This is a genomic window from Acidobacteriota bacterium (assembly GCA_035471785.1).
Classification (GTDB): Bacteria; Acidobacteriota; UBA6911; order RPQK01; family DATIPO01; genus JANQFM01.
Window position 1 is genome coordinate 14523 of the sequence record DATIPQ010000044.1, and the last position, 25025, is coordinate 39547.

Here is a 25025-nt window from a genome sequence, read left to right on the forward strand (position 1 = left end):
TTGGCCAGATGTGTCTCGAAGCTCGATTCCGCTCTGCCAGCCAGCCCGGTTTCATCAGCCGAAAAGCACGCTATGGCAGCCGAAGACCTCGCCCGCCAAGGCCAGAGCCAAGGCTTTGGAAGAGGGTTCGGGGGCAGCCAGGGCGGCGATCAGCGCACCCGTGGCGAAGCCGCAGCTCGCCCAGTCCCATAAAGAGGCGGCGCCCTCCAGCAGGGAGAGTGCCGACGTTTGCGGAAAAGGCTCGAGGCTACCCAGGGGGACCTGAGCCCAGAGCGGAGCGGCCAGCAGCCAAGCCGTCATCAGGACGGCGGATGCCAATATGAAAAAGCGCCTCATGAGATGCTCCTTGAGTTGCGCTCATCCCGACCTGTGGCCGGATGAGCCGAAAGCGGGAGGAAGGAGAGTCCGCGGCGCAGCGCGGACCAGGTGACAGAGCTTCCCAAGCCTTGGGGGGGTGCCCGGGCCCGTGCGGAGGTCATGCTTGTCCGAGAGTCGTGAAGAACTTTCATGGCCGCTGCTCCCTTGCCGGCGGAGGATGGGAGCGGCCGAGGGCAGCCCAGGACTGCAGGGGCGGTTCCACCAGCAGCACCGGTCCGCCCCAACAGCGCAAGAAGGCCGAGGGAGGAAAGCGCAGCCGGCCCAGGGCCGGATCCAGCACCTCGAAAATGCCTTCCGGCGAAATGCCTTCCACCACCACGAAATGGCCTCGGCGGAAGAAGACCACGGCCGGCAAGGGAGCCCGGCTCAACTGGGAAAGCGTGAGCCGGCGGCATTCGGCCTCTAGTCCATGGTGTTCGGCCAGGCTGCGCAACACGCCCATGCGCACGCCCTGCGGCCCGGGCCGGGCCAAGCGGGTCAGTTCCGGCAAAGAGGCCCGCAGGCCGTAATGGCGAAGCACCATGCAAAGCGCCGCCGGGCCGCAATCGCTCAGCCCCGCCTGCAAGACCACCCGGTCGACCCCCTCGAAGCGGGCGCCCATCCTCCAGGCCCTGATGCGCCGCAAGGCCTGGGGATCGTGGATCAAGGTCGACAGCAAAAGCAGCGAACTCAGTGCGCCTCCTGCCAACACCGCCAACAGCACTCCTTTCGACAGCATCATCGATACTTTCCTCGCTCGGCAAAGAGTCCGGCTTGGGGGCGGCCCGGACGGGTGGGCACGCCGGTTTCCTGCTCCAGGCGCCCTCTCTGCAAGCGCTTTTCCTTTCTCCTCCTGGTGGACGAAAGTCTTGCACCCGTCCGGGCAAGGGCCGTGACCGGCTGCTCGGGCGAGGAGGAGCGCCTACAACCGAAGCGGCCCGTGACGGAAGTCCCTTGGCGCAAGCGGCGGGCCAGAACTGCCGGACGCGCTTAAGTGCCCGCTGTACAAGGACTTGCAGGGGAGAGGAGAGGAACCCTTCCGGAGAAAGTCGGGCCGGCCTGAGGATAAAAAGTCCAACTGTGGTGCGGATAAGTGGGCGGAAGGCAGGCTATACTGAAAAAAGGCGGGCGCTTTCGTCTTTTCCGGACAGGCCGCATCTAGCTTTAGTGAGGAGAGTAATGGAGCGCAGCGACGAGCACTTATTGGAACTCGCACTGCAAGGAGACGGGGCTTGCTTCGGAGAACTGACGGAACGGTGGCAGAATCGGATCTTCCGTTTCATCTGCCGCTATACCGGCAACTCCGAGGTGGCTAGGGATCTGACCCAAGATACCTTTACCAAGGCCTATCAGAACCTTCCCCGCCTCTCCGACCCGGGCAAATTCTCGTCCTGGCTGTACACCATCGCGCTCAACGAGTGCCGCATGCGCTTCCGACGCCTCAAAGCCGTCACGCAGGTGCCCTTTGAGGACTATCTTCAGTCTGACCGGCCCGTTTCCGGCGAGCCCTCGCCTGAGAGGGCGCTGGCCGGAAAAGAAAGGGCCGACATCTTGCGCGGCGCCTTCGATGACCTGCCCGATGAACAGCGGGCGGCCATCGTCATGAAGGAGTATCAGGGACTCAAGTTTCAGGAGATTGCCGAGATCCTCGATATTCCGGTTTCAACGGCCAAGTCTCGCGTCTACCTGGGACTGAAGACTTTGCGCCGCTTGTTGGAGAGACGATTATGAATTGCCAAGAGATCGAGCAGCGGATGATGGACGTCCTCTACGGAGAGGCACTCGATTCCCGCCAGTGCTTCGCCTTTTTTCAGCATTTGGAAAAATGCGCGGATTGCCGGCGTGAATACGACGAACTGGTGGACACCCGGCGAAGGCTGGCCGAATGGCAGGTCGACGACTTGCCCGCCGGCGCCTTGCAGCCCGCTATCGAGGAGTGGAAAGGCTCTTCGCCGGCGGCCCGCGGCGGCACGGCTTCCGTTTCTTTCTGGACCTGGGTGCAGAGATCGGCGGCAGCCCTTTTGATGGTGCTGGGGCTGTGGACGGTGCTGGCCCAGACCGGGTTGACAGCGGCCTTAGGCCCGGCTGCCGAGGGATCTCTGTCCGATGCTCAACTGCGGCAGCGCATTGAAGAAGAAGCCGCCATGATGGCGGCCGAGGAAATCCGTTCCCTGAAAATGCAGCTGCAGGACGAGTACGAGTTTCTGCTGGAGAAGGTGGAATTGATCGGGAACAGCGCAGACGAGCACGGTCACGAACTGAGATCGCTGCACGAGCAGATCGAACGCTACTCCAGCGGAACTTGAAGGGCTGCGGCCGAGGCATCCGCAAAGAGCTAGAGAAGAGGGGAAAAAATAAACCATGTGCTATTTTAGAATTCTTGTCCTGACGCTCTTGTTAGCAGCCACGGGAGTGGCCCAGCAGAGCATGAACATGACGGCCTTCAAGCAAGAGGCCCGCATCTTCGAAAGGGTGGTAAGCGAGGTCCTCCGCCAGGATTTCACCCATCCCTTCGCCCTGGAGACCGAGCCCCTGACCACCTATGTCAGCGGTTACGGAGTGGTGGTGACTTTTCATCTCAAGATCAACCGTCCCACCTTCCAGGGCGTATCCTCGGGCACTCAGGCGGGGGAGGCCGAGAAGCGCGGTACGGAAGAGCAGATCCGCCTGGTGGAGCAGCGCATGATGGAATGCCTGGCCGATTTCGGACGTTCGCTGCGTCAGCTCAACAGCAACGAGCACATCACCATCAGCGCCCATATCGAAGACCGCGGCACGCTCAATCCGAGAGCCCAGAGAACCGTGCTGACCCTGTCGGCGCTGAAGGACGATATCGACTATCTCTCGGCCAACCGCATCAGCCCCGAGGAGTTCCGCGGTAAGGTGCGGGTGTTGCGTTACTAGGCAGGCCCGTCGAAGCGGGCGACCTCTTACAGGCGACCATCATGATTAAACTGGCAGAAATCAAGGCTCACGACAGCTTCGGCCGTTTCTTGAGGGAGAAGGACGTCGTTTCGGAAGAGGAACTCAACACCGCTCTCAACCTGCAGAAACAGTCCAACGAGAAGCTGGGCAAGCTGCTCATCGATATCGGAGCGTTCTCTGAAGGCGACTTGGCCAAGTATCTGAGCGAACACCTGGGGGTCCCCTTCGTGACCCAGGAGGACTTCCCCCAGGTGCCGGTGGTGGAAGACACTTTTTCGGTGCGCTTCATGCGCGAGTGCAAATTCGTGCCCATCCGCCAGGAGGAGGACGGACCGCTGGTCGTGGCCATGGCCGATCCGCTCGACCAGTCGACCCTCGACTCCATCCGTCTCTACACCGAATTCCAGGAGCTGCGGGTGGTGCTGGCCCCCGAGAACGCCATCCTCGACCTGATCGAGAAGTTCTACGGCAGCCAATCCTCGAGCCTGGGACGCATCGTGGAGGGCATGGACGAAGGCGAAGGGCTGGGGGAAGACGAGGACATCGAGCACCTCAAGGACCTGGCCTCGGAAGCGCCCGTCATCCGCCTGGTCAACCTGCTCATCTCCCGGGCCATCGAAGCCCGCGCCTCCGACATCCACATCGAGCCCTTCGAAAAGGACCTCAAGGTGCGCTACCGGGTGGACGGCATTCTTTACGATCAGGAATCGCCGCCCAAGCGCCTCAAGAGCGCCGTCATTTCGCGCATCAAGATCATGGCCCGCCTCAACATCGCCGAAAGGCGCGTGCCCCAGGACGGGCGCATCAAGATGAAGGTTCTGGGCAAGGAACTCGACTTGCGCGTTTCCACCCTGCCCACCATGTACGGCGAGAGCGTGGTGATGCGTATCCTCGACAAGAGCAATACCCAGATCTACGACCTCGAGAAGCTGGGCTTCAACCACAAGATGTTCCTGCAGTTCGAGGACCTCATCCAGCGGCCTTACGGGATCCTGCTGGTGACGGGGCCCACGGGAAGCGGCAAGACCACCACCCTCTACGGGGCGCTGACCAAGATCAACCTGCCCGACAAGAAGATCATCACCATTGAAGATCCGGTGGAATACCAGATCCAGGGCATCAACCAGGTCCACGTCAATCCCAAGATCGGACTCACCTTCGCGGCCGGGCTGCGCTCCATCGTGCGCCAGGACCCGGACGTCATCATGATCGGAGAGATCCGCGACCTGGAAACCGCCGAAATCGCCATCCGGGCCGCCTTGACGGGCCACTTGGTCTTTTCCACGCTGCACACCAACGACGCTCCTTCGGCCATTGCCCGGCTGGTGGACATGGGCGCCGAAGACTACCTGCTGGCGTCCTCCGTGCTGGGTGTGCTGGCCCAGCGCCTGGTGCGCGTCATCTGTCCCCATTGCCGCGAAGAAATCGACGTCAAGCCCGACTTCTTGAGGGAGATCGGCTTTCCTCAGCACCTGGAGCCCCGTCTCTACCAGGGACGCGGCTGCAAGGAATGCGGGGAAACCGGCTACCGGGGACGCCTGGGCATTTTCGAACTGATGCTCATAGACGATGATATCCGGCGCCTCACGGTAGGAAGCGCCGACTCCAGCCGATTGCGCAAACAGGCCCTTGCATCGGGAATGGTGACCCTGCGCGATGACGGATTCGAGAAGGCCAGCCGGGGCCTGACCACGGTGGCCGAGGTCATGCGCGTGACCCAGGACATCTAGAAAAAAGGCCACCGGGAAGAAAAAGAGACTAGAACGAATAGAGCCGGAAGACATCAGAGAGCCCATAGGGGAATCGAGCATAGAGAAAGGAAGGAATGCCACTTTTTGATTACAAGGCGGTGACGCCCGACGGAAAGATCGTTGAAGGTTCGCTGCAAGCGCCTTCCGAGCGGGAGGCCATGATCAAACTGGCCGAGCAGGGACAAACGCCCGTCTCGGTGCTGACCAGCGGCGCTTCCAAGGGGCTCCTCTCGCGCGAACTCCACCTGCCCTGGCAGATCGGGGGAGTCTCGCGCAAGGAACTGCTCATCTTCACCCAGGAGCTGTCGACCCTGGTCAAGGCCGGGTTGCCCTTGGACCGCAGCCTCAACCTGCTGGCCGAACTGACCGAGAATGAGCAACTGAGCGAGATCATCCGCCAGGCCCTGCGCGAGATCAAGAGCGGAAAATCGCTTTCCGACGCCCTCGGCGACCATCCTCAGGTATTCCCCCGCATCTATGTCAACATGGTCAAGGCGGGCGAGTTGGGAGGCGTTCTCGATCAAATCCTGGAGCGACTGGTGGAATACCTTGAAAGCGCCCAGGAGCTGCGCGAATACCTGCGCTCGGCGCTTATCTACCCGGCGATTCTGACCTTCGTTTCGCTGGCTTCCGTGGTCATCATGCTGACCTTCGTGATACCCCGCTTCGCCGACGTTTTCGAGAGCGCCAGCATGCCCGTCCCCATGCCCATGCAGATCATGCTGGGATTCAGCGGATTCATCACCGGCTATTGGTGGCTCATCCTTCTGGCGATGGCCGCCATCTGGTACTTCTTTCAGCGCTACATCTCGAGTCCCGAAGGGAGACTGAGCTGGGATTCGGCCCTGCTGCGCGTTCCCATGCTGGGACCGCTGCTGCAGAAACTGGAAGTGAGCCGGTTCGCGCGCACGCTGGGCACCCTGCTGAAAAGCGCCGTCCCCCTCATACAGTCCATCAACATCGTCAAGGAAGTGATCAGCAACCGGCGCATCGCGGACGCCATGGAGCCCATGAAGTCGGGTGTCAAGAAAGGCGAAGGCCTGGCCAAGCCTTTCCGCGAGACCGCCGTCTTTCCGCCCTTCGCCGTCCACCTGCTGGAGGTCGGAGAAGAGACCGGGCGGCTGGACGCCATGCTCCTTCAAATCGCCGACGCCTACGACCGGGAGCTGAAGACTTCGATGAAGAACCTGCTGGCCCTGGTGGAACCGGCCATCATCCTTTTCATGGGATTGGTCATCGGAATCATGGTGGTCTCCATGCTGTATTCCATCTTTTCCATCAACAACGTGGCCATTTAGAACTGAGCATCGGCTTTGAAAAACATCAGAAGGAATGAAGAGAAATGAAAGAACATAAGCAACATCGCAGACAGAGGGGCTTCTCCCTGATCGAGTTGATCGTGGTGTTGGTCATCCTGGGACTGCTGGCAACCGTGGTCGGCCCCGCGGTCATCGACCGCTTGGGCGAAGGCAAACGCAACATCGCCCAGGTGCAGATCAAGGACCTGGAAGGCGCACTCGATCTCTACCGCTTCGACGTGGGACGCTATCCCACCACCTCGGAGGGGCTTGAGGCATTGCTGGAAGAAAACGGCGTGCAGAACTGGAACGGCCCTTACCTCAACAAGTCCTCGCTGCCCAAGGATCCCTGGGGCAACGACTACCAGTACCGCTCTCCCGGAGAGCACGGGCAATTCGACCTGTGGAGCCTGGGAGCCGACGGACGCGAAGGCGGAGAGGACGATAATGCGGATGTCGTTTCCTGGTAGAGGCGATAGGGGTTTTTCCCTCATCGAGATCATCGTGGTGTTGGTGCTGCTGGCCGCCGCGGCCTTGCTGGTGGCTCCCTCTTTCACCCGGGGACTGGCCAGCCTGGAACTGCGCACCGCTACCCGCGACATGATCACCCGCATGAAACAGTTCCGCACCAAAGCCATCGCCCTGCAAGAAGTGCAGCGCGTCTTCATCGGCAGAGACGACAACGACATGCCCTTCTACGCCTGGGCCAACGAGTACGAAGAGGTGCAGAACACTTACCCCCTGCCGGAGGAGACTGAGATCATCCTGGAAGACGGGCTGGAACTGCCCTTGCGCATCAGCTTCTACCCCAACGGACGCAGCTCGGGCGCCTTTTTCGCCCTGCGCACGGGACCCAACCGTCAGTACATGATCTCGGTCGATCCGGTGACTGGATTCGGGCGGGTGGTCAAACCCGATGAGGACCCGCCCGGCCAACTCGATTACTAGTGGCAAGCAATAGGGGAACGAAGGAAACGCTGAAGGAACGACATGAAGACTCCACAACCAGGATTCACGCTGTTGGAGGTGGTGGTGGCCACCGCCCTGCTGGGCATCGGAATCGCCGTGGCCATGCAGGTGTTCACAGGCGGCATCCGCAACATCTACCGCATCGAGGAAGCCCATAGGGCCATGAACCACGCCGAAAACGTGATGAACGAAGTGCTGGCCGACGCCGACATCCGCGACCCTTATCAGGACAGCGGCGATCTGGACGAAGACTTCTCCTACGAGGTCACCGTCGATTACTGGGAAAACGCAGCCGACGCCGAAAGCCTGCAGCCCCTGGAAGGCAGCATCACGGCGGGGCCCAGAGTTTATCTGCTCAGCATCGTTGTCGACATCAACTTCAAGGACAGCCGGCGCGGACGCCGCTACCGGCTCACCAGCCTCAAAGCCGTGGCCGAACAGACTGATCCCGGAGACATCGGCGCCGAGTCCTTGCGCAGACTTTTTCAGAGTCAATAGACATGAAGAGCAAAAAGATCAAGAAGAACAAGCAGAGCGGCTTCACCCTGCTGGAAGTGGTGGTGGCCTTCACCATACTGGTGCTCATCGCCTCCGTCATGTATGCCGGACTGCGGGTGGCATCCGACATCTACTCCAAGGCCCAGGACCGCCTCGAGAAGAAGGCCCGCCAGAGGGTTCTGCTGGATTACTTGAAGCGCCAGTTGGGATCTCTTTTTCCCTTGCGTCCCTCCCAGAACTTTCTTCCCCAGCAGGGAGGGGAGTATGATCCCGAAAACGATCCCAATGTGCTCTCCCAGGCGCCCCTCTTTCACGGCACCAGCCGGACGCTCACCTTCGTGACCGTGGCGCCCTTCCGCCATCTACGCAATCCAGGACTGACGGTGGTGACCTACGGGCGCGCCGAAGACGAATGGGGCAGCGAATACCTGGGCGCTATGGAAACCCGTTTCATGGGAGTGGAGAGCTTCGATTACATGGCCGACATCCCCGAAGGCAAGCCGCTTTCCATCATCGACGACGTGGAGGACGTGCGTTTTTCCTACTACGGATACGACGGCCAGTCCGAGCAGTATGGCTGGTACGACGAATGGATGGGCGATCTGATGGGCAGCGTGCCCACCGCGGTCCGCATCGACTATGCCGAGAACGACTACGTGGTCGTTCCCATCAACGCCACCACCTTCGGCAATCTGAACCTGCTGGCCCGCCAGCGCGCCCTGCAGCGCGGACTGGGCTTGAGCAGGTCGCCCCAGGCGCGGGGCCAGCAATAAGAGGAGATCGCAGTGAATAGGCTCAAGCAAGTAGGGAGAGTCCCCGGCGGGAGACAGACCGAGCGCGGATCGGCGTTGGTGCTGGTGCTGTGGATCCTCTTGGCCATCAGTCTTCTGGCCGTCTCTTTCGCGGCCGCCGTCCGCACCGAGGTGGATGCTGCCCGCAACGTGGTCAACCAGAAGCAGGCCTACTACTTGACCCGCGCCGGCATCGACTACGCCGTCTACAAGATTCTGGAAGCCCAGCAGTCTCAGTACTCCAACCGGGCCAACCAGGCCCAACTGGGAGACGATCAACTGGGTGCCGCCGAGGCCCTGCCCGAGATCTTTTCCGGTGACGTCAAACTGGAGTTGCCCCAGGGCAGCGTCCACATCAAGGTCTCCCCCGAAACGGGCAAAATCAACGTCAACAGCGCCGATCCCGACCTCATCTTCAACCTGCTCATCATGAGCGGGCTGGCCCAGGACGAGGCCGACATCGTCACCGACTCCATTCTGGACTGGCGCGATGCCGACGACGAAGTGCTGGGACAGGGAGCCGAAAGTTCTTACTACCAGTCCCTGCCCGAGCCTTATTTCGCCAAGAACGGCGTCCTCGACGTTCCCGAGGAACTGTTGCTGGTGCGGGGCATCACCCCCGAAATCTACTACGGCCAGAAGGGAACCACGGAAGACGGACAGCGGGTCGAGTTTTACGGACTGCAGAAGTATTTCACGACCTTCGGCCAGGGACGCCGCATCGACGTTAACGCCGCTCCCCTTACCGTGCTGGCGGCCTTGCCCGGAATCGACTACAACGACGCCCTGGACATCGACGAACTCAGGTCGCAGTCTCCCATTCTCAACCTGGCCGAAATCATGGAGCGCGTGCCAGGCATACCCACCAGCCTGCTCAGTCTCCTCTCGGTGGAGCGCTCCGCGCTGATCTACACATTGGACGCCGAGGGACGTTTTGGCCAGGGCGAAGCGATCAGCCGCATCCGCTGCGTCATCCAGGTGGGCGGCGGGGCCAGAGGATATTCGATCCTTTACTGGAACGAGGCCAACATTGAACTCTGAGGGCCGAGGAGAGCAGCATGCTCAACACATTTGAAAATGCCACCGGCGTCGTCGTTGAAGCCGACCGCCTGCAATTCATCAGCGTTTCCAAAGGGTTGCGCGAGGTCAAGGTGAAGGGCGCCGTGACCGTGCACAACTACGCCGAACTGGCTCCCGACGAGCTGGCCGAAACGGTGCGCGGCAAGATTTCCGAAGCCGGCATCTCCAGCGAGGCGATCATCCTGGGCATACCGCGTGATCAATTGATCGTGAGATCGGTGGAGCTGCCCTTGGAAGTGGAAGAAAACCTCGACCAAGTGGTCAAATTCCAGGTCGAGAAGTTCGAACCGGTAGAAGGCGAAGCCTCCTTTTACGACTACGCCGTGATGGGCCGCGACGAAACCCGCAAGAAGATCGAACTGCAGATCTTCCTGGTCCCGCCCCAGGCCGTGGAAGAACCGCTGGCCTTGCTCGAGGAACTCGACCTGGCGCCCCTGGCGGTTCGGGTCAGCGGACACTCCCTCAATCATCTGCTGCACGTCCATGCCGACGGATTCCCCGAGGAGGATCCCAGCCTGATCATCGAGGTGCGGCCTGAGCGCGTCGTCTTCAACCTGACCAGCGGTCCCGCTTCCTGTCACTCCCACCAGTTTCTTCCCTCCGGCGAGGCGCCCGAGACGCAGGAGATCCTGCGCGAACTGAACCGCTTCCTCTCCCAGGTGGATCTGCCCGGCGACGCCTTGAGCCGCATTTATTTCTGCGGTCCCTTGGCCCAGTCCATCAAGGAAGCGCTGGGCAGCGACTTCGAAGATTGCCAACTGCTTTTCGACCGCGTCGAGCTGAAAGGCGGCGCGGTGACGCGCAGCAGTCTGGAGGCCATGGCCGACGCGCTGGGACTGGCCCTTTCGGGTTTGACCCGTCAGGGAGCCTTCAATCTGATCCCCAGCGAGCGCCGCCTCAAGCGCAGCCGGCCTTCGCTGGCTCCTTCGGTGGTGCTGGGAGTGCTGTTGCTGCTGATGGCCGGCGCCGTGGTGGGACGCGACTATGTGCAGAGCGAACGCCTGCTCGATCAGTTGCGCCAGGAATTGGCGATCCGGCGCGACGGAGTGGACGAGAGCCTGCGCATGCGCAACCTGATCGATGAAAGGCAGGCTCAAATCGAAGAACTGAGGGGCATGCTGACGGGCAACCGCAACGTCCTCAGGGTGCTGCGCGAATTGACCGAGCTGATTCCCGACGACTCCTACCTGGAGAGCATCAGCATTCAAAGCGAGAACATCAACATTACGGGGCATTCGGACAAAGCCTCCAACCTGTTGACGGTCCTCAACAATTCGGAGTGCCTGCAGAACGTGCAGTCCCGCTTCATCATTCCCGGCGCCAACAATAAAGAGAAGTTCCGCTTTGAAGCTGAAATCAAGGAATGCGCTGACGAGGAATAGACATGGCCAAGAACAGACTGAAGAATCTAAGCCGCAGAGACAGGCGGGCCGTGGTTGGCTTGACGGCCATCGTGGGGGTGATGGTGGTGGTCTTTTTCATCATCCTCCCCTTTGTCGACGCCCAAGCAGAGGTGAAGGAAGAACTGGATCAGCAGGCCTCTTTGCTGCAGCGCACGCTCAGCACCATCGAAAATCAGGATGCCTACCGGCAGCGCCTGAGCCAACTCGATTCGGAGATGCGCATCCTCGAGAGCCGCTTGCTGGACGCCACCAATCCCACTTTGGCTCAGACCCATTTGCTGGAGATCCTCAAGTTCCTGGAGCAGCAGAACGGTGTTCAGATCACCCGCAGCAGCCCCATCCCGGAGCGCAACGAAGGCAGTTACACGCGCGTGACCATGCAAATCAACCTGGAATGCGATATCGTCTCGCTTACGGGTTTCTTGCGCTCCATCGCCGAGCACGAGAAGTTCTTGCTGGTGGACGAGTTCAATCTCAACGTAGGCCGCTCGCGGCGCTCTCGTCAGGAAGTGCTTCGTCCCCGCCTGCGGATATCGGCTTGGATTCGTCTTTCCTGATTCTCGCGCATCTCAAAACTGAGAAGGTAAAGCGATGGCAAGAAAACTCCTATTCCTCAACATCATATTGATACTCGGCGTGGCCTTGCTGGGCCTCCAGTTGCTGAGCGGCTGGCAGGCCTTTCAAGATGAGAACGGCACCGAGCAGCTTTTTGCACAAGCCGGAGCAGATGAGCCTGCCCTTCCCGATTATGAGCCGCGTGGTTTGGACGATCCAGGCTATGTCGACTATTCGGTGGTGGTGGAGCGCAATCTTTTCGCCGAGGACCGCAGGCCTCCGCTGCCCGGTGAAGAGGACGTGGCTGAAGAAACGGCTCCCGATATCCTCCCCCGCGAGCCCCTGCTTCACGGCGTGGCCCGCATCGGCGACTATACGGTGGCTCAGATCACCAAGTTCGAGCCTCGTAACCCGCAGGGCTCACGCGTCCAGGTGTCGATAGGAGACCAGATTTCGGGATGGACGATAGCCCGCATCGAGAGCGACGCCATGACGCTTCAGTGGAAGGACGAGGAGAGGGTGATCCCCAAGACCGAAGCACCGCGTCCTCAGCAGGTCGCCAACCGCGGCGCAGCGGGCGGCGGTGTCCGCATCATAACCATCGGCAGCCGCGCGGCGGCGGTGGAGTCAACGACTTCCTCGGCCACTGAAGAGCAACAGCAAAGCGGACTCCAGGTCGCCTCGGTGGGATCTCAGCAGGGGGCAACGCCCGGACAGCAGCAGACGCGCGGGGCCCAGCAGCAAGGCTCAGATCTGACCGGACGGCAGAACCTGCGCGGCGGAGTAGGCTCTTCCACTTCCCGCAACAGCCGCCTGCAACGCAACCGGCCCATTCAGCAGGGTCGTCCGCCCCGCTAACGACGATTTGATCGTTGCCTCGAGGAACGCCAATCAATTCGACAAGAAGGCGAGAAAACGGTACAGCAATATGAAGAGCTTGAAATGGATTTTGATGGTGTCGGCCGCAATGACGGCATCCTTGTCTTTGCGCGCCGAGAGCTGGGAGCCCGCCGCGGCCCTGACGCTCTTTCAGGAGTCCTCAACCGCCGACAGGCCCACCCAGCAGCAAGAGGACGCGCGCAGGCAGCAGACCGAGAACCAGGAGCAGGAGGGACAGCCAAGGGATGCCAGCGGCCGCTTTCAAGAGCTCACGCCGCAGCAATTCCAGCAATTGACTCCCCAGGAGAAGCGCGAATACCTGCGCCAGAGGGGCTTCGACCGCTCAACCTCGCCTCAGGCCCAAATTCCCACCACTCTCGAGGAGCTCGAGGAGCGGCAACGCCAGTTGGAGAGACTGCGCCAGGCCAACCAGGCTAACGAAGCCGGGGTCCCTGCTGCTGCCGCCAATCCGGCGCCCAAGACCCGTTCCTCCACCACCGACGAGGGGTCTCTGGCCCTGGAACTCGAAGGTTCGCCCATCGAGACGCTGGTCAGCATCGTCATGAACGAGTTGGGTTATTCTTATGTCCTCGACCCCTCCGTGACCGGTACGGTGACGGTCAACATGCGCAGCGGAGTGCCCCGCCATCTGCTGCTGGAGTTTCTAGGCCAGATCTTGCAGATGAACGGCTTCGCCATAGTGGAAAGAGGCCCCGAGTTCTTTGCCATCGTGCCGCTGTCGGTAGCGCCGCGCATTCCCGGCCGCACCTTGGTCAACCCGCGTCCACCGGCGCCTGCGGCCCAGGAAGAGACGGGGGAGGAGCCGCCTCCCGGGGAGGGTGCAGCGGGTGAGCAGCCGCCGGGGGTCGTCTCCGGCGTCGCGGCGGCACCCGGCATCGTACCTTCAGCAGCGGCGTCACCTGTGGCAGCCGCCGTCCCCCAGACGGCCGGCGCCCTTCCGGCCCAGCAGCCGACTCCGCAGCCAGGTCAAGCCGCCGCGCAGCAGCAGCAGCCTTCCAGCAGCGAGCCCGAGGTTTTGGGCACTTCCGGCCCTTCTGCCGCCATTTCAGACGAGCAGGGAGTCATCACCTACGTCATCCCGCTCAACTTCGTGCCGGCCTCGGAGTTTCTCAAGATGGCCCAGGTCTACATGTCGGACGGTGCCACCGTGGTCGACTTCGCCCCCGCCAACATGATCATGATCACCGACTACCGGGCCAACATCCAGCAGGTGCTCAACCTGGTGGATCTGCTCGACACGCGCTATTTCGACATCAACAACATCGACCTCATTCCCATCCGCTTTCATCAGGCCGTGGACGTGGCTGAGGACCTGGGCAAGATTTTCGCGCCCGACAATACGGCGGCAGGCGTGCGCATCGTGGCCATAGAACGGCTCAACTCGATCCTGATTGTGACGCACGGACCCGACGTGTTGGCCGAAGTGACCAAGTGGATCGAGCGCCTCGATTCCCCCTCCTCTACCAGCAACGTCAAGACCTACATCTACCAGGTGGAGAACTCCACCGCCGACAATATCGCAGCCATCCTGGCCGAGCTCTACGGCGATGGATTCGGCCTCCCTTCAGCGGCCAGCGCCCGCACCAGCGGCGAAGATCCGCAGTCGGAAAGAGGCCGGCAGCGCCAGCAAGCCGGATTCACTCCCGACAGCCAATCACGGACCCGCAGCGAGCAAGGACTAGGGCGCTTGGGCGAGCGCGGCGGACTGGGAGGAAGCCAGCAACTGGGGCCCTCGCTGAGAGGACGTCCCACGGCGGCCGAAGGCATCAGTTCGGCGGTCTCTGTCGGCAACACCAAGATCATCGTCAACAACTTCAACAACTCCCTCATCATCCAGTCCACCGAAGCCGACTACAAGTACCTGTTGGATACCATTCGCCAACTCGACGTGCTGCCGCGTCAGGTGGTCATCGAAGCCCAGATCTACCGGGTTGAACTCAACGACAACCTGAGTTTCGGCGTCCAGGCCTTTTTGGAAGAGAGAGGATTCGTTCCCGGCGACGGCGGCACCCAAGGTCCGGCCACCACGGGCTCCATCAGCGGCGGAGCCCTCAATGCCGCCACCCGCATGGTCATCGGCAACACCCGTCAACTGCGCTTCGCCATCAACGCCCTGCGAGCCGAGACGGACGTCCAGATGGTGGACGCGCCGCAGGTCATGACCATGGACGGCATCCAGGCCTCCATCAACATCGGAGCCGAGGTTCCCGTCTCCACCTCCTCCTTCAGCGATCCGCTGCAGTCGGGCAATACCGGCTTCGTCAACCAGATCCAATTCCGCCCCACGGGTACGACCCTGCTCATCGTTCCCCGGGTCAGCGCCAGCGGCAACGTCACCCTGGAGCTTTCGCTGGAAGTCAGCCAATCGTCCACCACGGGGACGGAAGACCGCCTCACTCCCACCATCAACCGCAGCTTCATCGAAACCACGCTCATCTGCCGCGACGGGCTCACGGTGGCCATCGGAGGCATCATCAGCGAGGCCGAGACCTACAACCGCGACCGGGTTCCCCTGCTGGGCGACATCCCCGTGCTGGGAGCGCTCTTCGGCAACACCCGCCGCGAACAGTCGCGTTCCGAGCTGATCTTCATGATCACCCCCAGAGTGGTGCAAAGCCTTCCCACCGCCGCCGAGTTGACCCTCGAGTTCCAACGGGCCCTGCGCAATACCTACCAGTACATTCAAGAAATCCAGGGAGCCAAGCAGGACCTCATCGAAGAGCGGCGCCAGCAGGAGTTGCAGCAGCGGCGCCAGCAGAACAACAACTAAGACCGTCGGGGTCCGCATCGGCTGACACTAAGCTAACCCACCACCCGCTCCGCTTGAGTACGGAGCAGCAGTTTCTGGGCAAACTGGCCGCCCCCGGTCCGCAATCCCGGCTGGGGGCTTTGCTCTTGCGGAGCTTATCGTTTGCCGTCGGGAAGGATGCGCGACTCTTTGACGCGCTCGACGGCCCGGGTGAGATCCTGCATGGAGATGCGGTCGGCGCCGGAACGGGCGATACGCAGGGCGGTGTCGATAACCGCGTTTTTGATGTCGCGCCCGCACAGGTCGTCTATGCGGGCCAGTTGGTCGAGCGAGACGTCCGCGGCCAGAGGGAGTTGGGGCGGCAGGTGACGCTTCCAGATCTCGCGCCGGCTGGGTTCGTCCGGCATGGGAAAGTGGATGTAGCGCATGCGGGTCTGAAAAGCCTGGTCGTAGTTCTCCACCAGGTTGGTCGAGAAGATCACGATGCCCTTGTAGCGCTCCAGGCAGATCAGCAGTTGGGAGCGCATGGAGTTGATGGCCTGCTCGGCTCCCTGGGTGACATGGGTGAGGCGCTTGGAGAGCAGCGAATCGGCCTCGTCCACGAAGAGCACCGACCGGTCCCGCTCGGCGGCGAAAAAGACGGCTTCGATGTTCTTGGAACTGTCGCCCACGTACTTGCTCTCAATCTCGGCATAACTGACCGCCAGTATGGGCTTGTCGAGGTAGCTGGCCACGGCGTGGGCGGCCAGCGTCTTGCCGGTGCCCGAGGGACCGTAGAAATTGAGGGCCGAGCGGGGAAAAGGCTCGATGCTGCGCAGGTTCCAGGTGTCGAATACCTTTTGTTCCACCTTGATCAGGTCGACCGCCGAAAGCAGCGATTCCTTGACGTGCTCGGGCGCCACCAGGAAGTCGAAATCGTAAAGAGGCGGACGCGCCTCGTACTGTTCGGCGCGCTCTTCCACCGAGGGCTCGTCCTTGGGTCCGCTGCGCTGGGACTGGCCTCGCGACCCGCTCCCTTTCTCCCGCTGGGGAGGCTTGACGGACGCGCCTACACCAAAGGAATCGCGCACGGGAGGCGCATGGGCCGTCCCTACGTTGAGGACCAGGTGCTCGAGTCCGGTGCGCTTGATCAGCTCCTCCACCGCCTGTTCGATCTGCAATTCGCATTCCTGCACCAGGACTTGGGGAAGATAGTCGGGAAGGCCCTTGACCAGGATCTTGGGCTTGGAGGCGTCCGGTTTCGGCTCGGCCACGGGCTGCGCCGAGGACTCTTCAGCATCCGCCTCAGGAGGATGCGGCTCGGAAGCCTCCTGAGAATGCGGCTGGTCTTCCGGCGGGCTTTCCGAGCCGACCTCTTCAGCGGATTCGTCCGACTCGATCGAATGAGGGACCGCAGCTCTCGCATGAGGATTGCGCGATCGCTTCAACAGGTCCGCGATTTTCTCCTTGCCCACTCGGCGAATCGTCATGAGGTCTCCTCACAGCAGCGCTGCAGAACTCACAGTCTACGAAAAAAGCGGGGTCTGTTCCAAATCGGGGAGGGGCGAGGAGAAACCTGAAGAAGGGGAACCGGAACGGGAAGGAGCGCCCTTTCGGGGAATTAACGAGCCTCCCCGCTCCGGATTCCCGGGAGGTTGTTGAGGTCGTAACGCCATATCTTACGGATACGCCCGCACCCTGTTTCAGGACTCGGCCAAGAAAGCGGAAAAAACGGTGCAAGTGCTTATTGCTCCGTGACTTGATAGAATGAAACCGTTGTTTGTCAATCACTCGACGGCCCTCGAGCAGGCCGCCGATTTCATATACCGCTGAAAAACATCAGAGGAGAGATTAAACATGGCACATGAACTACCGCCACTACCATACGCTTACGACGCCCTTGAACCCCATATCGACGAAGCCACCATGCGGCTGCATCACGACATCCACCATAAGGGCTATGTCACGGGTCTCAACAATGCCGAAGCCAAGTTGAAGGAAGCCCGCCGCAGCGGCGACTACGGGTTGGCCAAGCACTGGCAACGAGAAGTCGCCTTCCACGGATCGGGGCACTTCCTGCACAAGCTTTTCTGGCCCACCATGTCGCCCGACGGCGGCGGACGACCGTCCGGCGACTTGGCCGCTGCCATTGAGCGCGACTTCGGCAGCTATGACGCCTTCGAGGCCCAATTCAAGGCTGTCTCGGGCGCCGTCGAGGGCAGCGGATGGGGCATCCTGGCCTACCAGACGCAAAGCGGCCAACTCACCATCCTCAGCGTCGAAAAGCACCAGAACCTCAACCAGTTCGGCTGCCTGCCGCTGCTGGTGCTCGACGTCTGGGAGCACGCCTACTATCTCAAGTACCAAAACAAGAGAGCTGCCTACGTCGATGCCTTCTTCAACGTCATCGATTGGGACTTCGTGGCCCGGCAGTACGCCAAGGCTCAAAAAGCCAGCGCTTAACACGGATCTTTCCCGGACCTGCGGAGAGGACTCCTTTCCGCGGGTCCCGTTCTCGCCTGACAACTTTCTGCTTGCCTTTCTGGCCAACTATGTAGTATCTAATATATAGATTGATTATGACCGAGCCGCCGACCACCTCTCGAGAGAAAGAATCCGTCTTGCGGCAACACCTGCCCCTCAAGGCCAACTGGTTTCATATCCTGCTCTCGCTGGCCGAGTGCCGGCGCCACGGCTATGCCGTGATGCAGGAGGTGTTGGAGAGGACCGACGGGGAGGTGCGCTTATGGCCGGCCACCCTCTACGGCTCGATGCGGCAGTTGCAGGAGGCGGGCTTGATCGAGGAGTGCGAGGATGCGGCGGCGCAGGAGAACGACGATCCGCGCCGGCGCTATTTCCGCATCAGCGCACTGGGCCGCGACCTGCTCGAGGCAGAAGCCGAACGCTTGCGTTCGCTGGCCGAGATGGTCCGCTCGCGTAACCTGGGCTCTCAGGCCCGATCATGAAGAACTGGCTCCAAGTCCTCACGCTGGCGCTTTGCCGGCTGATGCTAAAAGGCTACCCCCTTTCATTTCGCCGCCAGGCGGGCCAGGAGACCCTTCGCGACTCGAAGAAGCTGCTGCAGGAACAGCGTTTCCGCGGAGGCGTGGCGGCCTTTGCCGCCTTCTGCTCGGCCTTGCTGGCCGACACATTGGCTCAATTGCTGGTTCAGCGGCGACCTCGCCGCCGCCGGGAGATCTTGATCTCCGCCCAGCCTCTCGAGCGGGGCAGGCGGACTCCGGGAGGAATCATGCAGTCCCTATGGTTTGATCTCCGCATCGCAATGCGCTCTCTGCTGCGCCGACCTGGATTCTCGCTGGTGGCGGTGCTGACGCTGGCCTTGGCTCTGGGCGCCAACACTACCCTCTTCAGCCTGGTTCACGCCGTGTTGCTCAAGCCCTTGCCCTATCCTCAACCCGAGCAGTTGGTCGCCTTATGGGATTCAGCCGAGTTCGAGGACAAGTTTCGGGTTTCTCCTTTCAATTTCGCTTTCTGGCGCGATAACGCCTCCAGTTTTCACTTTGTGGGGCTGTTCGGATCAGCCGGGCATACTCTGCAAACCGATCAGGGTCCGGTTCTCTTCTACGGCTCCCGCGTCAGCCTGGAGTTCTTTGATGTCCTGGGGGTTGAGGCGCAACGGGGACGGCTCTTTTCTCAGGACGACTTCGCCGGGCAAGGCTTGAGCGTGGTCATCAACACGGTGGCCTGGAAAGCTTACCTGGGAGACGACGAGAGGCCGGTGGGCAAAGTCATCGCCCTGGACGGCCAACCTTACGAGGTCATCGGCGTGGTTGCAGATCAGCTCTATCCTCTCAACGCCTGGGCCTCGGGACGGCTGGAGTTCGGCTCTGATCAGCCCCGCTTCTGGAGGCCGGCCGTCAACCTGAGCACCCATAATCACGCCCACGCCTACGGCGTGCTGGCCCGCCTCAAAGAGGGGGTCGATTTAGCTCAGGCGCGGGAAGAGTTGCAAGGTCTGGACGCCTCGCTGCGCCAGGAATATCCTGAAACCCACGCCACCCACCAGACTCGGCTTGTCACCCTGACCGAGGAAGCCGTGGGGAGCATCGACCAGATTCTGTGGATGCTTTTCGGGGCGGTGGGCTGCGTGCTGCTGATCGCCTGCGTCAACGTGGCCAACCTGATTCTGGTTCGCATTCACTCCCGCCGTTCTGAAATGGCCCTTCGTCAAGCGCTGGGCGCGGGGAAGGTCGAGATGCTGCGTCAGTTTCTGGCCGAGGGCCTGCTTCTGGGAGCGGCGGGAGCTGTAGTGGGCACTTTGGCGGCCGTTTGGGCAATCGGCCTGCTGCCTTCTTTGGCCCCCGCCGAGGTTCCCCGTTTGCAGGAGGCCGCCCTCAATCTGCCCACCTTGGCGCTGACCTTGGGGCTGTGCCTGATCACGGCGGCGGTTTTCGCCTGCATTCCACTGTGGAGAAGCCGGCGTGCCTATCCCGCCGATACCCTTCGTCCGGGAGGACGTTCCACCGAATCGGCTTCCGGGCATCGGCTGCGCGGATTGCTGGTGGCCGCTGAAACCGCCCTGGCCGTAATGCTGGTGATCGGAGCCGGCCTCTTCCTGCGCAGCCTCCAGCAATTGCGCTCGGTGGACCCGGGGTTCAAGGCGGGAGAGGTTTTGGTGGTGGAGATGCATCACAGTCCGCACCAGTTCGACACTCCCCAGTCCCTGCGCGGTTTCTACAGCCAGTTGTTGGAGGAAGTCAGAGCCCTGCCCGCTGTCGACTCGGCGGCGGCCTCTTACGACCATCCGATGGAATCGAATTGGTTCCAGGGCTTCGGACTCAAAGGCTATCCCGACCTGCCTTCCGGCGAATCCCGGACCGCGCTTTATCGCACCGTCACCAGGCAGTTCTTTCACACCATGGGCGTGCCCCTCATCGAAGGACGGCTCTTCGACGGCAGCGAGGGACCCGAGAGCGCCAACACGGTGATCGTCAACCGGGCCTTCGCCCGGCGATGGTTCGGCGAAGACAGTCCTCTGGGCAAGACTCTCGTGCTTTACACCATGGAAGGGCGGGGAGAGTTTGAAGTGATCGGAGTGGTGGGCGACGTCCGCTTCTCAGGGCCCCGCCAGCCTTCTGAACCGGCTTATTATCTCTCCTTCCAGCAGACGCCCCAGCACAAGATGAACCTGCTGGTACGCACCCAGGGGCCGGCCCGCAGGCTTTTGCCCCAGGTACGGGCCAAGATCGAAAGTCTGCAACCCGCTCAGGCTATAGCCACCGCCTCGACCATCGAGGAAATACTCTCTGCCTCGGTGGCCGATTCGCATTTCAGCACCTTGGTGTTGGGCTTTTTCGCGCTCTCCGCACTCGGTTTGGCTTTAGTCGGGTTGTGGGGCGTGTGCTCCGACCTGGTCAACGCTCGGCAGAGAGAAATCGGCTTGCGCATGGCCCTTGGCGCCGAGCGCTGGAACGTCTTCCGCCACATGACGCGGCGCGGCATGGCGCCTGCCGCCGCCGGTGCCTTAATCGGCCTTGCCGGAGCCGCCGCTCTTTCCCGCTGGATCGGCGAAATGCTCTTTCAGATCAGTCCGCTCGATGGCCGCACCTATTTGCTGGTCCCCCTGCTGTTGCTGTCGGCCGCCTTCCTGGCCGCAGCCTTGCCGGCACTCAGGGCCTCCCGCACCGATCCGCTTCAGGTGCTGCGCCGGCAACAATAGCGCCATCTCAAGCTCCTTCGGGACGGACGCTTGGCCGTGACTTCCTCAAACAACTCTCTTAGGAATTCAAATCCTGCCTAAGGATGTCCGATAAGAGTCATAGAGGGAAGAGACAGGGCACCGCACCGTCGAGCGGTGAGGCTGAGCAAACGTCTTAAATAGGAAGGAAGCTAAGAATGAGATCGAAGAAGCTCGTCAATCGTTACGTAGGGGAGTGTTTGCGGCGAATCCGCATCGCCAAGTCCATCAAGGTGCAAGAGGTGGCGCGGCGTGCAGGACTTCCCGCAAGCTCCTATTCGTGCCTGGAAGGCGGATGGTACAACATCAACCTCGATAACCTGTTTCGAATCCTCCAGGTGTTGGGCGCCGACGTCACCGAGGTTTGGCCGCGGGGAAATATTTCGGCCAACGGACTCGTCGATGACGAGGCTGTAGCCAGCCTGCTCGAGGAAGCCCGCGCCAACCAACCCAAGGAAGTCAGCGTCGACAACGTACTCGATGCCATTTCGGAGATCTACGGCGTTACCAGGGACGCGCTTTCCTCTGGCTCGCGCAAGCGCAAGCTCTCGGAAGCCCGCACGGTAGCCGCTGTGCTGGTCAAGGAGATTCCGCAGCTTACTCTGACCGAATTGGCCGAGGCGCTCAACGTGCACATTTCTTCCCTGAGCCATTGCACCAAGCGCCTGCGGGCACGGGCCGACCAGGACGACCGCGTACTGCGCAGGGCCGAAGAAGTGCGTCAGAAGCTGTGGGAAAAGTTCGAAGCCAAGAAGAAATCAGAAGCCCAAAAAAGTTCAGGCGAAGAGGACGGCGAGAACAGCGGTGGCCCCCGCCTGGCCCTGGCCGCCATGTAAGGTTGCGGCCGATCACTCCTCCGGGCCGCGGCAACCGCCGCGGCCTTTCTTTTTCCAGCCGCCAGGATGTGCCTAGGGCGCCAGCCGGCTGCGTCTCCAACCCTCGTCAACACGTTGAAAGAGGATGCGGTCGTGAAGCCGCCCCGGACGGCCCTGCCAGAACTCAATATGCTGGGGATGCACCCGGTATCCGCCCCAGGACGGCGGGCGCTCAACCTCCCCGCCTTGCAGACGCTTCTCCAGCTCCTCCATTCGCTTCTCCAGTTGGCGCCGGTCCGGGATCTCGCGGCTTTGAGGAGAAACCGCCGCGGCCAGGCGGCTGAGCCGGGGGCGGCTCTGGAAATAGCGCTCCGACTCCGGTTCCGCCAGTTTGCTGACACCGCCCTCGATGCGGACCTGACGTTCCAGCGGACTCCAATGGAAATTGAGCGCCGCCTGCGGATTCTCCTCCAGCTCTCTACCCTTGCGGCTCTCGTAGTTGGAAAAGAAGATGAAGCCGTCCTGGCCGAAGCCCTTGAGCAGCACCACGCGCAGGGAAGGACGTCCGCCCTGGTCTGCGGTGGCCAGGGTCATGGCATTGCAGTCCTCTCCCATGACGCTTCGGGCTTCTTCGAACCACCTGCCGAACAAGAGCAATGGATCGTGGCCGGCTTCCGCCTCGCTCAGCCCCCCGGAACGGTATTCACGACGGATGTCGGAAATCTTCATGGCCCTCATTCTGCCAAAAACTTGCCCGCGATGATTGCAGGGGGCATGATCATGGCATGAGAAGGATGTCTATCGTGCCCCTGTTGTGCTTCCTGACGGTTTGGCTGGCCGCCCAGCCTCAAGGATACTACCGCCATCCGGCCCTTACCGGCGACACCCTGATCTTCACGGCCGAAGGCGATCTATGGACAGTGGACGCCCAGGGCGGCACGGCCCGCCGGCTGACCACCCACCATGGCGAGGAATCTCATGCCCGCGTCTCGCCAGACGGGGCCACCTTGGCGTTCACGGCCGAATACGAAGGTCCCGCCGAGGTCTACACCATGCCCTTGGCGGGAGGTCTTCCCTCGCGCCGCAGTTGGGAAGAGTCGGATTCGCTGGCCATCGGATTCTCTCCCGCCGGCGAACTGCTTTACGCCACCCGCGAGTACGCCACTTTGCCCGACTATCAACTGGTGGCCATCGACCTCGGCCAGGGGACCCGGCGGCGCATCCCTCTCACCCCCGCCGGGGACGGAAGCTACGCCGAGGACGGCACGCTCTTCTTCGTGCGTCCCGACGATCACCGCAACGACACCAAGCGCTACAAGGGCGGCACCGCCCGCAAGATCTGGCGCTTCGCGCCGGGAGACAGCGAAGCCGTCAACCTGACCCCCGACTATGACGGCGAGAGCCATTCGCCGCGCTGGTGGGAGGGACGCGTCTACTTCATGACCGACCGCGACGGCACCATGAACCTGTGGTCGATGAACGCCCAGGGAGACGACCTTCAGCAGCACACCCGTCACCAGGGCTGGGACGCCAAGGCGCCATCCCCCGCCTCTCGCGGACGCATTGCCTACCAGGTGGGAGCCGACTTGTGGATCTACGACACCGCAAGCGGTCGCAACCGCAAAGTCGACATCCGCCTGGCCTCGGACTTCGAGCAACTGCGCGAGAAGTGGATCTACGAGCCCCTCGACTACCTGACGGCGGTCGATCTGCATCCCCGGGGCGAGAGCCTCCTGCTCACCTCGCGGGGACGCGTATTCGTGGCCCCGGCCCGCCAAGGACGCCTGGTGCGGGCCACGGGAACCCCCGGCGTGCGCTACCGCGACGCCGCCTTCATGCCCGACGGCGAGACCCTCCTGGCCTTGTCGGATGAGAGCGGCGAATTCGAGTTCCATACCCTGCCCGCCAACGGCGTGGGCGAGGACCGGGCCCTCACCGACAACGGAGCCATCCTGCGCTACCAGGGATATCCTTCGCCCGACGGAAAATGGGTGGTCTTCCGCGACGAGGCCGAAGATCTCTGGCTGCTTGAGGTGGAAACAGGCAACCAGAAGCGCCTTTCCAGCAACCGCGAAGGCGGTTTGGGAGACCTGGCTTGGTCGTCCGACAGCCGTTGGCTGGTCTTCAGCCAGAACGCCTTCAACACCTTCAGGCAACTGCACCTTTACAACCTCGAAGACGAGTCTCTCACGACGCTGACCAGCGACCGCACCAACAGCTTCAATCCGGTGTTCAGCCGCGACGGCCGATTCCTCTCCTTCTTCTCGGACCGCAACCTCAGGTCCCTTGTGGGCTCCCCCTGGGGGACGCGCCAGCCCGACCCTTACTTCGACAGAACCGACATGCTTTATGAAGTGGCCCTGCGCGAAGGCGAGCGCTCGCCTTTCCGTCCTCTGGACGAACTGATGGCTGAGGCCATGCAGGAAGAGGGTGAAGAGGACGCGTCAGAGGCCGGAAATGAGGAAGGCGAAACGGCCGGACCGTCGGCGCAGATCGACCTGGAGGGATTGCAGGACCGGCTCTACGAAGTCCCCCTGCCGCCGGGCAACTACGGTGGACTGAGCGCCGGCAAGGACGCCCTTTTTTTCCTGTCCAGAGAAAGCGGCCCGGGCCCCGACACTCACCTCATGGCCTTGCCTTTCGGTCCTGACGCCGAACCGGAAACGGTGGTGGAGGACGTCGACGGCTTCCAGCTTTCGCTGGACGGCAAGAAGATGATGGTGCGCAAGGGCTCCAGTTTCTACGTCCTCGATGCCCGTGCCGGCAAGGCCGACCTCGATGAGGCCCGCGTCGACTTGAGCGAGTGGAAGTTTTCAATCGACGTCAAAGAGGACTTCCGCCAGATGTTCATTGACGCCTGGCGCATGGAGCGCGACTTTTTCTACGATCCGGGGATGCACGGCGTCGACTGGGAAGCCATGCGCGACAAGTACCTGCCGCTGGTGGACCGCGTCACTACCCGCCGCGAACTCAGCGACCTGATCGGCTACCTGGTGAGCGAACTTTCGGCCCTGCACGTGAGCCTGCGGGGCGGCGACCTGCGCCAAGGCCAGGATCAGATCAGGTTGGCCAAACTGGGAGCGCGGCTGCAGCGCGACGAGCAGGCCGGGGGCTACCGCATCGAATACATCTACCGCTCCGAACCCGACTATCCTTCCGAACGCTCGCCGCTGGCCGATCCGGCCCTTCAGCTTGAGGCCGGAGACCTTATTGAAGCCGTCAACGGCACCGGCGTCCTGTCGGTGCCCAGCATCTAT

The 25025-nt window shown here is 61.9% G+C and carries 23 protein-coding genes; 19 read left to right on the plus strand and 4 right to left on the minus strand.

Annotated elements, in window-relative coordinates; genetic code table 11:
- Nucleotides 1–54: 54 nt before the first annotated feature.
- Nucleotides 55–336, minus strand: a complete 282-nt coding sequence (locus VLU25_07035) for a hypothetical protein (GenBank protein HSR67679.1) — start codon at nt 334–336, stop codon at nt 55–57.
- A gap of 169 nt (nt 337–505) precedes the next feature.
- The gene (locus VLU25_07040) at nt 506–1099 is read right to left on the minus strand and encodes a cysteine peptidase family C39 domain-containing protein (GenBank protein HSR67680.1); all 594 of its coding nucleotides are present in this window, start codon (nt 1097–1099) and stop codon (nt 506–508) included.
- A 437-nt stretch (nt 1100–1536) separates the two neighbouring features.
- Between VLU25_07040 and VLU25_07045 the strand changes: the two genes are divergently transcribed.
- The 14 genes from VLU25_07045 (at nt 1537) to VLU25_07110 (ending at nt 15297) form a co-directional block, all read left to right on the plus strand.
- Nucleotides 1537–2088, plus strand: a complete 552-nt coding sequence (locus VLU25_07045; protein ID HSR67681.1) for a sigma-70 family RNA polymerase sigma factor — start codon at nt 1537–1539, stop codon at nt 2086–2088.
- Nucleotides 2085–2663: a zf-HC2 domain-containing protein gene (locus VLU25_07050; GenBank protein ID HSR67682.1), complete on the plus strand. Its 579-nt coding sequence runs from the start codon at nt 2085–2087 to the stop codon at nt 2661–2663. The genes VLU25_07045 and VLU25_07050 overlap by 4 nt, the downstream gene beginning before the upstream one ends.
- Before the next feature lie 55 nt (nt 2664–2718).
- Nucleotides 2719–3261, plus strand: a complete 543-nt coding sequence (locus VLU25_07055) for a hypothetical protein (GenBank protein ID HSR67683.1) — start codon at nt 2719–2721, stop codon at nt 3259–3261.
- A gap of 41 nt (nt 3262–3302) precedes the next feature.
- The gene (gene gspE / locus VLU25_07060) at nt 3303–5012 is read left to right on the plus strand and encodes a type II secretion system ATPase GspE (GenBank protein HSR67684.1); all 1710 of its coding nucleotides are present in this window, start codon (nt 3303–3305) and stop codon (nt 5010–5012) included.
- A gap of 95 nt (nt 5013–5107) precedes the next feature.
- The gene (locus VLU25_07065) at nt 5108–6331 is read left to right on the plus strand and encodes a type II secretion system F family protein (protein HSR67685.1); all 1224 of its coding nucleotides are present in this window, start codon (nt 5108–5110) and stop codon (nt 6329–6331) included.
- A gap of 44 nt (nt 6332–6375) precedes the next feature.
- Nucleotides 6376–6801 carry a type II secretion system major pseudopilin GspG gene (gene gspG, locus VLU25_07070; GenBank protein HSR67686.1) on the plus strand — a complete coding sequence of 142 codons (426 nt, stop codon included), beginning with the start codon at nt 6376–6378 and terminating at the stop codon, nt 6799–6801.
- On the plus strand, nt 6785–7279 hold the full coding sequence (locus VLU25_07075; protein ID HSR67687.1) for a prepilin-type N-terminal cleavage/methylation domain-containing protein: 495 nt from the start codon (nt 6785–6787) through the stop codon (nt 7277–7279). Before gspG ends, VLU25_07075 begins: the two co-directional genes overlap by 17 nt.
- 42 nt (nt 7280–7321) lie before the next feature.
- Nucleotides 7322–7798, plus strand: a complete 477-nt coding sequence (locus VLU25_07080; GenBank protein ID HSR67688.1) for a type II secretion system protein — start codon at nt 7322–7324, stop codon at nt 7796–7798.
- A gap of 2 nt (nt 7799–7800) precedes the next feature.
- A complete protein-coding gene (locus tag VLU25_07085) occupies nt 7801–8571 on the plus strand; it encodes a prepilin-type N-terminal cleavage/methylation domain-containing protein (GenBank protein HSR67689.1) in 771 nt (256 codons plus the stop codon).
- Nucleotides 8572–8583: 12 nt separating this feature from the next.
- Complete coding sequence (locus tag VLU25_07090) at nt 8584–9630, plus strand: hypothetical protein (protein HSR67690.1); 1047 nt, start codon at nt 8584–8586, stop codon at nt 9628–9630.
- 17 nt (nt 9631–9647) lie between these two features.
- Nucleotides 9648–11051 (plus strand): PilN domain-containing protein, encoded by a 1404-nt coding sequence (locus VLU25_07095; GenBank protein HSR67691.1) that lies wholly within the window; start codon nt 9648–9650, stop codon nt 11049–11051.
- 2 nt (nt 11052–11053) lie between these two features.
- Nucleotides 11054–11629, plus strand: a complete 576-nt coding sequence (gene gspM / locus VLU25_07100; protein HSR67692.1) for a type II secretion system protein GspM — start codon at nt 11054–11056, stop codon at nt 11627–11629.
- Between the two features lie 34 nt (nt 11630–11663).
- Entirely contained in the window at nt 11664–12485 is an 822-nt protein-coding gene (locus VLU25_07105) for a hypothetical protein (GenBank protein HSR67693.1), read from the plus strand.
- Nucleotides 12486–12555: 70 nt separating this feature from the next.
- Nucleotides 12556–15297 (plus strand): secretin N-terminal domain-containing protein, encoded by a 2742-nt coding sequence (locus VLU25_07110; GenBank protein HSR67694.1) that lies wholly within the window; start codon nt 12556–12558, stop codon nt 15295–15297.
- A 134-nt stretch (nt 15298–15431) separates the two neighbouring features.
- Here the strand turns inward: VLU25_07110 and VLU25_07115 are convergent, their stop codons facing one another.
- Nucleotides 15432–16745 (minus strand): ATP-binding protein, encoded by a 1314-nt coding sequence (locus VLU25_07115; GenBank protein ID HSR67695.1) that lies wholly within the window; start codon nt 16743–16745, stop codon nt 15432–15434.
- Nucleotides 16746–17112: 367 nt separating this feature from the next.
- On the opposite strand from VLU25_07115, the gene VLU25_07120 reads away from it, so the two are divergent.
- From VLU25_07120 to VLU25_07135, 4 genes are all read left to right on the plus strand, one after another.
- Nucleotides 17113–17718 (plus strand): superoxide dismutase, encoded by a 606-nt coding sequence (locus VLU25_07120; GenBank protein HSR67696.1) that lies wholly within the window; start codon nt 17113–17115, stop codon nt 17716–17718.
- A gap of 116 nt (nt 17719–17834) precedes the next feature.
- Nucleotides 17835–18221 (plus strand): PadR family transcriptional regulator, encoded by a 387-nt coding sequence (locus VLU25_07125; protein ID HSR67697.1) that lies wholly within the window; start codon nt 17835–17837, stop codon nt 18219–18221.
- Nucleotides 18218–20935 carry an ABC transporter permease gene (locus VLU25_07130; GenBank protein HSR67698.1) on the plus strand — a complete coding sequence of 906 codons (2718 nt, stop codon included), beginning with the start codon at nt 18218–18220 and terminating at the stop codon, nt 20933–20935. The genes VLU25_07125 and VLU25_07130 overlap by 4 nt, the downstream gene beginning before the upstream one ends.
- Before the next feature lie 176 nt (nt 20936–21111).
- Nucleotides 21112–21789 (plus strand): helix-turn-helix domain-containing protein, encoded by a 678-nt coding sequence (locus tag VLU25_07135; GenBank protein HSR67699.1) that lies wholly within the window; start codon nt 21112–21114, stop codon nt 21787–21789.
- A gap of 72 nt (nt 21790–21861) precedes the next feature.
- On the opposite strand, the gene pdxH is transcribed toward VLU25_07135, so the two are convergent.
- Nucleotides 21862–22497 carry a pyridoxamine 5'-phosphate oxidase gene (gene pdxH, locus VLU25_07140; protein ID HSR67700.1) on the minus strand — a complete coding sequence of 212 codons (636 nt, stop codon included), beginning with the start codon at nt 22495–22497 and terminating at the stop codon, nt 21862–21864.
- A gap of 56 nt (nt 22498–22553) precedes the next feature.
- Between pdxH and VLU25_07145 the strand changes: the two genes are divergently transcribed.
- Nucleotides 22554–25025 (plus strand): PDZ domain-containing protein (locus VLU25_07145; protein HSR67701.1); only part of this gene is annotated, 2472 nt, incomplete at its 3' end.